General features: G+C 46.0%; 8 protein-coding genes. 3 read left to right on the top strand and 5 right to left on the bottom strand.

Features of this window, described 5'->3' with window-relative positions:
• Nucleotides 1-23: 23 nt before the first annotated feature.
• A complete protein-coding gene (locus A3763_RS16810) occupies nucleotides 24-920 on the top strand; it encodes a DUF4344 domain-containing metallopeptidase (RefSeq protein ID WP_068513500.1) in 897 nt (298 codons plus the stop codon).
• A gap of 15 nt (nucleotides 921-935) precedes the next feature.
• Here A3763_RS16810 and A3763_RS16805 read toward each other — a convergent pair whose 3' ends face one another.
• The 3 genes from A3763_RS16805 to A3763_RS16795 form a co-directional block, all read right to left on the bottom strand.
• Nucleotides 936-1361, bottom strand: a complete 426-nt coding sequence (locus A3763_RS16805) for a MarR family winged helix-turn-helix transcriptional regulator (RefSeq protein WP_068513497.1) — start codon at nucleotides 1359-1361, stop codon at nucleotides 936-938.
• A 9-nt stretch (nucleotides 1362-1370) separates the two neighbouring features.
• On the bottom strand, nucleotides 1371-1574 hold the full coding sequence (locus A3763_RS16800; protein ID WP_068513493.1) for a hypothetical protein: 204 nt from the start codon (nucleotides 1572-1574) through the stop codon (nucleotides 1371-1373).
• A 148-nt stretch (nucleotides 1575-1722) separates the two neighbouring features.
• Entirely contained in the window at nucleotides 1723-2472 is a 750-nt protein-coding gene (locus tag A3763_RS16795; protein WP_068554474.1) for a hypothetical protein, read from the bottom strand.
• 131 nt (nucleotides 2473-2603) lie between these two features.
• On the opposite strand from A3763_RS16795, the gene A3763_RS16790 reads away from it, so the two are divergent.
• On the top strand, nucleotides 2604-4460 hold the full coding sequence (locus A3763_RS16790) for a hypothetical protein (protein WP_068553389.1): 1857 nt from the start codon (nucleotides 2604-2606) through the stop codon (nucleotides 4458-4460).
• Nucleotides 4453-5082: a hypothetical protein gene (locus A3763_RS16785; RefSeq protein WP_068553390.1), complete on the top strand. Its 630-nt coding sequence runs from the start codon at nucleotides 4453-4455 to the stop codon at nucleotides 5080-5082. The genes A3763_RS16790 and A3763_RS16785 overlap by 8 nt, the downstream gene beginning before the upstream one ends.
• Here the strand turns inward: A3763_RS16785 and A3763_RS16780 are convergent.
• Together A3763_RS16780 and A3763_RS16775 are read right to left on the bottom strand one after the other, a co-directional pair.
• The gene (locus tag A3763_RS16780) at nucleotides 5072-8176 is read right to left on the bottom strand and encodes an efflux RND transporter permease subunit (protein ID WP_068740444.1); all 3105 of its coding nucleotides are present in this window, start codon (nucleotides 8174-8176) and stop codon (nucleotides 5072-5074) included. The genes A3763_RS16785 and A3763_RS16780 overlap by 11 nt on opposite strands.
• Entirely contained in the window at nucleotides 8173-9402 is a 1230-nt protein-coding gene (locus A3763_RS16775) for an efflux RND transporter periplasmic adaptor subunit (RefSeq protein ID WP_068513481.1), read from the bottom strand. Before A3763_RS16775 ends, A3763_RS16780 begins: the two co-directional genes overlap by 4 nt.
• Nucleotides 9403-9519: the final 117 nt, after the last annotated feature.

Raw genomic sequence — 9519 nt, 5'->3', positions numbered from 1 at the left:
TAAATAATAAATAGACGCTTCCCATGACTCCTTCTATACATATCAGATTACTGCTCCTGCTTATAACGTCAACCCTAACCTTCAGCACCTACGCATCGATCTCTATTACTGAGCCTCAACAGCCATCAGACTTATCATTTCAAACTGACGCTAAGAGTGAATACGATACCAAGCTAATTACACGTCTGAAAAAGTCTCAAGTTTTCGAACGCTTGCGAATATTTAGTGAACAAGACCTTATTTTAAAACAAAGCATCATTTATCACTTTCACCAAGCTGACCAGGCTACAACGAGCCAACCTTTAGCACTTGACACTGCAAGCTCGAACAACAAACAAACCAGCCAGGTTGATATAAAGATCGACATCCCCTTCTCCTTTCTATACCAACTAGATCAAGGCCTAATTGCCAAATACCCTCAACAAGAGGGTATACAAGAAGCGATATACAGCGCAGCCGTTGAAAAATATTTGTGGTTTGAACTAGGCAGAGCCTTGGTTAGTCAGTTTGATTTAGGCGTATCCGGGCAAGAAGTATTTGCACTGGATAACTTCTCGACCCTTATGCTTATCAACCTGAACCACCATGACAGCGACTTTATTCTGGAAGCAACGGAAGCATTTCTACTAATCAGGCAATCTATTCCTTATGGCGGCGAAGAAGACTACGAAGCTGAGGTTTCACTCGATGAGCAGCGCTACCGCAAAGCCGTTTGCTTAATACTCGGCAAAGACTATCTGGCTCGCGTGAACAGAACAGAGCAAGCCTATCATGAGCTATTAGAAGAGCTGGCATGGGATCAGAAAAAAATTGAACAGTGCCAAAAACTGTATCTGGAGAAGTTACAGACCTGGCTTGATGCCTTACAACCGCACCTCAGACAAGAGAATAGGCTCACCAGCTGGCTTGCTGCACACTAGTCTTAAAGGAAACAATTACAGTACTTTGAGCAGCGCCTCGCATTGCTGCTTTAAGGTTTGTAACTGCTCAGGAGGTAGGTCAAGCTTGCAAAGCATTTGCTCAGGTACCGCTTGCGCCTCAGCTTTTAGAGAGCGACCACTTTCAGTCAAAGTAAGAATTTTTACTCGCTCATCACGAAGACCAGGACTTCGACTCAATAAGCCTTTCGCTTCAAGACGCTTTAATAAAGGTGTTAAGGTTCCTGAGTCCAGATGAACCCGCTCCCCTAAATCACTGACGTTGATTTCGTCTTTTTCCCACAATACCATCATGACAATGTACTGAAGGTAGGTCAGGTCCAGTAATTTAAGGAATGGCCGATAGGCTCGAACCATCGCATTGGAAGCACTATATAAAGAAAAACAAACCTGTTTATCCAGGCGAAGAAGGTCTTCCGACATAAATAAAGCTTAGTACCAAACGATAAAGGTAGCCGCGGCACTTACACCACAGGTTTCAACGAATTCACTATGACGACAAACATGTTTACCAATCGCATAGCTCAAGCCAGCACCAACAATATACAGTTCCAAGTCCCTATCTTTTTGAAAGCTCTGACAGCCACCCATAAGCAGCGATACGGCAATCAGGACACATGCACTCAACTTTTTCATCAAACTCTCCCAGACCTCCTTTCGGCAATTAGAGGCTATCCTACAAATGACGCAAGTATAGAGCAAGCTTTCATCCCATGATACGTGAAGCAGTCAGCATCAAGCCCTAGATAATCATCGCTTTAGAGCGCAAACAAGCTGTATTAACTTAGAACTGACGCTGCATATTCCAGGTTCTCCGTTTCCGAAAAGTGGATGTTTGCTCACGATCTTTTTGTAAAATAATCACTTCCCCCCCCTCTCCCAGAATCGTTACAGGGGCATCATCACCCTCTATATGGTAAGCATTACCTTCAGTATCGCTATCACTAAGCACTCCATTTATTTCCAAGGAAGGGTCTTCATCATCTTTATCTTTTAAATACTTCGTGCCTGCTTTTTCTCCACCAGCTGCTTGCTCTAGTTGTTCAAGCGCATTTTTTCCCACGCCATCCTGTTGATCTTCTTTAGCCGAAGCCGCTGCACTATCTTTCATAGGAGAGTATGTATTCTTCGAAGCCTTATCGCTACTCTTCTCCAACTCATCCCTTGAGCGCATACTTGAAGGCTCAGTTGAATACTCTTGCTCCAAAGCTTCCACCGACTTCTGCGAAGTTTGCCTCTCTTTTTGCTTAGCCTGTGTTTTATCGGAAGGCTGCCCGAGCTTTTTTTGGGATGCCTTTTCAGCTTGTTTTTGCAAAGGTGATTCTGGCTCTATCTGCTTAGTAGCGGCCTGACTTTCTTTTTTGGCTTTCTTTTCCGCTGTCTCATTCTCTTTGCTCTGCTTCTCTTCAGGACTAAGCTTCTCAAGCTTTGACACATCTTCTTCAAGAGGAGATACTTCCGCCAATTGCCGGGTAGTACAGGCACTAGTAAGAAGCAGAAAAAGCAAACTAGCGAGAACAATACTATTTTTCATACCTGAGTCACTGATTTAGATAGCGAATTAACTCACTATTAGAAGATAGTGTGAACGAAGTAGCTTAAGCGTAAAACTTCGATAACATACACAAACAATCGAAAAAATAACAATAACGGAAACCCAAAGGCATGACAAACGGCCAAGCTCAAACCGTTACCAGTTCAATTGAGCCGGTTCAAGCACCCTCTTTAACGATAAACCCGGAACGCGAGAGCATTGGCAAAAAGCTAATATTCTTTGCCTGGGCGGTTGAGATATGCGCCGTGATTATCGGCTTTGCCATCTCCATTATGCAAGGCATCAGTTCGTTCACCGAGATAGAAAATAATCGCCCTCAGGGTTTGGGCTTTGGCGATTACACCAATGTGTTTATCGCCATGATGCCTTTTTTGATGGTCGCGATTGTCGAAATCACCAAAATTCCTTTTGTTGCGGCGACCTATAAAACCAGCAATACAAAGTGGAAGTTTATCTTCGGTACCTCCCTAATTTTTCTAGCCTTTATCACTTTTGAATCAGCCCTCAATGGTTTCGAAAGAAACTTTCATGCCCTGATTTTCTCAATCGATAAACATAAGAAAGAACTAGTGGCCGTCGAAGAGGAAATTGAACCACTCGAAATACGGCGCACTCGTCTGGCAAGCTTAAGCTCTTCGCAAATTGAAGCCGAATACAGCCAGCGTCATGCCATCATATCAGAAGAGCGTTCTCGCCAAGCAGAAGTAATTCAGGACCGCATTCAGGGCTTACGCGCTGCAACTCAAAATGAATATATCAAAGGCCTATCTGCGCAAATTGAAGATAGACGCGAGCAGCTCAAAGCTTTACGCGCTGACCGTCAGAAGGAACTGGATGCACTGATTGAGGCTTCACGACAAATGACGCTCAATGCCAGCAGTGAGCTAGACACTCAACGCCGAAGCCTTCAACAACAGCTTGCCAATGAACAAGCCTATCTAAAAGAGCTTCGAGTGAAGCGAGAGAAGAAAATCGCTGATGCAGGCTTCTTCTCTGAAAACTCAGTTAAGAAAGAACAGAATGCTCTCGTCGAAACGCAAGAGAAGAAGGTTGAAGACCTACGCCTTGCACTGAATAAACTCAGTGACTCAGACAAACAAAAGACACTCCGAGCCACTTATAACCAGGATATCGAGGCCGTCAAAGATCGCTATCAGGCACGAGAAGATACGCTAAACCAAAAAATTCAGGCGCTATCACTGAAGCTCAGCAAGAGTCTAGGAGCCCGCGAAAAAGATATCGAATCGGTCATTCAAACTCATATGAAGGAATTGGCACGTGTCGAAAAGAAATTCCAAGAACAGCAAGGCGAGAATGAGCAAATACGAGAAAAGGAATTCAAACAGCTTTCTGAAAATGATGCCATTATTAAAGAACTCGATCAGACTATCTTTGACAAGAGCAAACAGCGCGTTGAACTGCGTAATCTGGTCAACCTGAAAGTTGGCGACAACCAAGTCTACCGCATGGCTCAATGGTGGTATAACAAAGAGTCTGCAGCTGACCTGGGCAGAAAGGATGTGATGACCATTGCAACACTATGGTTTGGTAGCCTTGCTTTGCTTATTGCCGTGACTGGCATCTTATTGGCCTTTGCATCCTACGTTATTCGAGACCCATCAATTGCAGACTATAAAGCAGATCGAGACAGCATCCCTTCAATTACCAAGAAAGCTTTCAATAGCGCCCGCCGCCTTATCATCTACTGGAGACAAGTGCAGCGCCGCCCCGTGATAAAAGAAGTCGCCACCGAAGTCATCAAAGAAGTGCCTGTCGAGAAAGTGGTTAAGGTTGAAGTTCCTGTCGAGATCATCAAAAAGGAAATCGTACACGTACCTTTGTATACGGAGGATAAGTCGCTACTCAAACTTGCCGAGAATCACAGCTTTGATGAGCAAGACCTAAAGGAAAACAATACTAAAGGCCGTGATGAAACCAAGCCTAATAACGGGCATAGTGATGGCTAAGCAAGCAAGTGAACAAACAACAGGCGATAAAGAGTCTGAGCAATACGAGTCCGTCTCGCACAACTTCGATGCGATGAATCGTGCTATAGATACCCAAGTGGATAAACAACTGGAGCTCTCCTCTCTTTATCAGTTCCAGCAGAGCTCTCGTCGCACACTGATGGCCATGCACATCACCGTCAGCCTCTGCGTGCTTGCCCTAACAGCTGCGGCTATCTGGTGGTTGCTCTCAAGCTCAGGCAGCTTTTTCAGCAGCGATATCACCTATACCGAATCGATACTCAAGTCCGCCTCAGACCGAAAGACTAGTGATGCCCTAAAGATTATCTCTGAGGCTCAAGATTCAAATAACAATCCAGACAAAGCCTTTATTGATACCTCCTTTACCGTGTTTCACCGCACACTTATATCGACAGGTGAATATGTGGTAACAGGTAAGACTTACGAGCCAGATGACCTACAAACTCCCTCTGAACAATATTGCTACCTGGAACAGAGCCAAAGTAGCAATCAGCTGAGTGGGCAGGCACTCTCTTATATCGAAGATAAAGAACTTATACTCGAGACGGAAGATCAAGCCATGATTAGCCTGGCACACCGCTACTGCCAGTTTAGTCGCTAAGTGCTTGCTTGCGAAACAGTCTCTGTATATCGGCAATCACCAAATAATTTACCGGCACCAGCACTAGGGTAATTAAGGTAGCGAAAACAATACCAAAGCCTAAAGAGACCGCCATCGGAATCAGAAACTGAGCCTGGGTTGACTGTTCAAACAGCAATGGCATCAAACCAAAGAAGGTGGTCAAAGAGGTAAGAATAACTGGGCGGAATCGTGCAGCAGCTGCACCGCTAACTGTTAGCAATAAGTCCCTGCCTTCCTTGCGGCGCTTGTTAACAAAATCCACCAGAACCAAGCTATCGTTCACGACAATTCCCGTAAGCGCCAACATTCCCAGCAAGCTAATTAGCGTCAGGTCCATCCCCATAATCCAGTGCCCGGCAATGGCTCCGATTGCGCCAAAAGGAATCACCGCCATGACGACCACCGGCTGCAAGTAAGACTTAAATGGGATCGCCAATAAGCTATAAATTATAAACAGCACAAATAAGACGCCCCATTTCAAGCTCCCGAAAGACTGGCGCTGCTCTTTCGCTTCACCTTCCATACTGTAGCTCACACCCGGAAACTGCCCAAGCTGCCGGTCAATATAATCTCGTAGCTCCTGTTGCAACACCAACATATTGGTTGCTTGTTTGTCGACATCAGCCCGAACGCTAATAGTACGCTTCAGATTCAAACGACTAATAACAGCCGGCGTTGACTCTGCTCGTAAGCTCGCGACTTGAGAGAGCGGCACAGCACTTCCCTGGGCATTACGAATCAAGAATTCTTCCAGTGAACGAATAGACTGCCGATCACTCTTCGGATAACGCACCACAACCCTGATATCATCACGACCACGCTGAATTCTTTGCACCTCGTAGCCATAAAAGGCTTCACGCACCTGAGACATAATATCCTGACGTGTCAGGCCTAATACTGAAGCCTGAGGCAAAAGCACTATCTCAATCGCCTCTTTACCGTCTGAATAGCTATCGGAAATATCAAATACCCCCGGGTAGCTTGCCAACTTTTCTTTTATTAGCTCAGCAATACCTGAGAGAGCATTAAAGTCCTGCGCACTCAGCTTGATATCAATCGGGTCACTGACTCGACCAATTTCAGCACGATAAGTTAACTTCTCTGCGCCCGGCACATGGCCAATTAATGCACGCCACTCATTAACCAGCTCGCGACTGGTGATATCCAAAGTACGCTCTTCTGGCGGCGTAATTTCAAATATCACGCGCCCAATATGGCTCGAACCACCAGAAGAGCCAGTTGTTGCCATGATATTTCGAATCACCGCCTCGCCTTCCAGGTGATACTTATCCTGAAGCTCACGGGCAGCTCCCAGCATTGACAAGACATATCGATCAGTCACTTCGACGGGTGTTCCTATAGGCATTTCCAGGTTAGCACGTGCCAACTCACTTTGAACCTTCGGGAAGAATATGAACTTCATCCACCCAGTCGAAACCAAGGCATACAAAATAAATAAGAGACCAAAACTAAGCGCCAGACAAAGGTAGCGATACTTCAAGGCCAACTGAAGTGCTGGCTGATAGTAGTGCAAGACAACACTTTCAAAACCGTCGGCAAAGCGCTGCTGAAAACGAGATAAGCCAGCCACCAAGGCTGAGCTTTGATTTTGAGGTTGTAGCTTAATTCGCTTCAAGTGAGCTGGTAAAACAAGCTTGGACTCAATTAGAGAAAATACCAATATAGGAATCACAACAACCGGAATCGCCGCAAACAATTGCCCGCGCACGCCTTCAATAAACGCAATGGGAAGAAAAGCTGCGATCGTCGTTAAAATACCAAAGGTTACCGGAACTGCGACTTCTTTAGTGCCATTGATCGCGGCTTCCAAACCTGACTCAGAACGCCGCAGGTGAGAGTATATATTCTCGCCGGTAACAATGGCGTCATCGACGACTATCCCCAGAATAACAATAAAGCCGAAGAGGCTAATCACGTTAATGGTAATATCGAACAATGGCATCACTAACAATGCGCCCATAAAGGAAACCGGTATACCAATGCAGACCCAAAAAGCAATGGCAGGACGCAGAAACAAAGTCAGCAAGAGCAGGACTAATATACCGCCCTGTATGGCATTATCTGAAAGCGTTTTCAGACGCTTTTTAACGATTTTTGAGCGGTCATGCCAAGCATCAAGCTGAACGCTTTCGGGTAATGAAGACTCAGCTTCCTGCAAATAGGCCCTGACTTTATCCGCCACATCGATAGCACTTTGCTGACCGACACGATAAACATCGACCAAGGCCGCCGGCCGACCATTAAAGCGGGTCAGTATGGCGCTTTCCTCAAAGCCATCATTAACACTGGCCAAGTCTGCAACCGTGACGCTACTACCATCAGCTCGACTCAGCACAGGAATCTGCTCAAACTCTAGTTTGTTATAAGCCTGCCCACTAGAGCGAATCAGAATTTCACCGCCATTACTTTTTAAGCTTCCGGCAGAGATATCTCTTGAGTGTTGCTGAATCGCCAAAGCCACTTGCGACAGACTCAGTCCATACTTCTGTAATACCCGCTCGTTAACTTCAATGCTAATTTCATAATCACGCACACCGTCTAATTCAACCTGGGTAATCCCTTCAATATCAAGCAATTGATCACGTACATGCTGTGCCTGTTGGCGAATTTCCCGTTCCGATAAATCGCCAGACACCGCGACACTAATAACTTCCCGTTTCCGCTTGCTTAAACTCACCACAGGCCGCTCTGCATCCGCAGGCAAATTATTCACCGCATCAATGCGATTCTTTATTTCTGTTAGCAAAGTCTGTGGGTCGTAGTTGTCATCCAGAGTAATAATCAGAAGGGACTGCCCCTCACTGGCATTACTCACTACATCCTCTATACCCTCTAGGTCTTGCACGGCTTCTTCGAGTTTTATGCTGACACTGGTCTCGACATCTTCTGGCATCGCTCCCGGGATCGCGATGGTGACGCGCACCGAGCGCGGTTCTATACTGGGAAACACCTCCAAAGGAATTGAGAAATGCAATGAGCCTAGACCTAAAGCCAGAATGGTCAGCAACAATAAATTTGCCGCAACATCATTTCGAGCAAACCATGCAATCAAGGTGATTCTCCTTGATGCTTGTCTGCAGCGCCCTCTACTCGCTTATCGATCGCCACGCGCGTACCACTCGTCACTTGCCCCAAAGGTGTTCTAACTAGCAGGTCGCCAATATTTAAACCAGATTCAATCAGGCTAAGTTCCTCATTGCGCCAACGAACGTTTACTTCCCGCCTGGCAAGCACATCCTGTTTTTCTATTTTCTCTACAACATAGACATACGTGCCCTGATAGATCGCCGAATTCGGCACTAATATCGCCTCATCTATAGTTTTCCCTTGTATGTTTGCATGCAAATATTGTCCAACCTTTAGCGCTTGTACCGGCCTTTCCGATTTCTCAGAAGTGAGCGGCTTCACTATTTTTGCCAGCGCATAGATTTGTTGGTTTTCAGCATCAACCAGCGCCTCAGTACCGACAATCATTGCTTGCCAATATTCAGCTGGTACAACTAAGGAGTTCTCGATGCGGACATAAGCTGATGAAGAGGTATCCTGATAGCTCTCTGATGAAGGTAAGTCCAGAAATGCGAGATCCCTACTAGCTATGGGTAAGCTAAGCTCCAAAGACTCACTAGAATAAAGCTCTGCCACGGGCGTGGAAGTACTGATGACACTGCCTTTATTGACGAAGGTTTCTATCAAACGACCATCATAGGGTGCTCGAACTTTAGTTCTTTCCAAGTTTTTCTGCGCCAAGGATAGCTTGGCTTTAGCCGTCTCCAACTTAGCCTTGGCCGCTTTTAGCTGAGGATAACGCAGCGCATAATCACGCGCCGGTGTACTATTGATTTTTTCTTGGGTACGCCAATCCCGAAGTGCTTGCTCGGAACGCGCTTCCTCCTCCGCCAGAGCTAACTCCGCATTAGCCAAATCACTACGCGCAGTTTGCAAGCTCACCTCATATTCAAGCGGATCGATCACCAACAGGACTTGACCCTCTTGGACAAAAGCACCCCGCTGAAAAGCAGGGCTGACCTTTAAAACCTGTCCCGAGACCAGGGACAACAGATTCGTCCGGGTATTAGCCTTCAGAACACCATAGGACTCTACCGTGACCTGAAAGTCCCGAGGCGCTATTTTATCCACTTCGACCAATAAAGGATTTGCCTTTGAAGGACGCCCCTTGCTCGCGGGTGGTTGCGACTGACTTATCTGATAGGCCAACAAAAGGCATAGCAACAACACTACAATTGGCGCTAGTACTTTAACTAATCGCTGAGCTGACAAAACTAAGTTCTCCTAAAATAGAGGGCGTCGAATAGTAAGATCATATCTGATCCATTGCGCTTTGGCACTTATCCCTTTTACGCTACACTAAGCGCTTTCTTTCCTTAGGATACTTCA

The organism is Oleiphilus sp. HI0128 (assembly GCF_001635365.1).
This window is presented reverse-complemented; position numbering and strand designations above follow the sequence as displayed.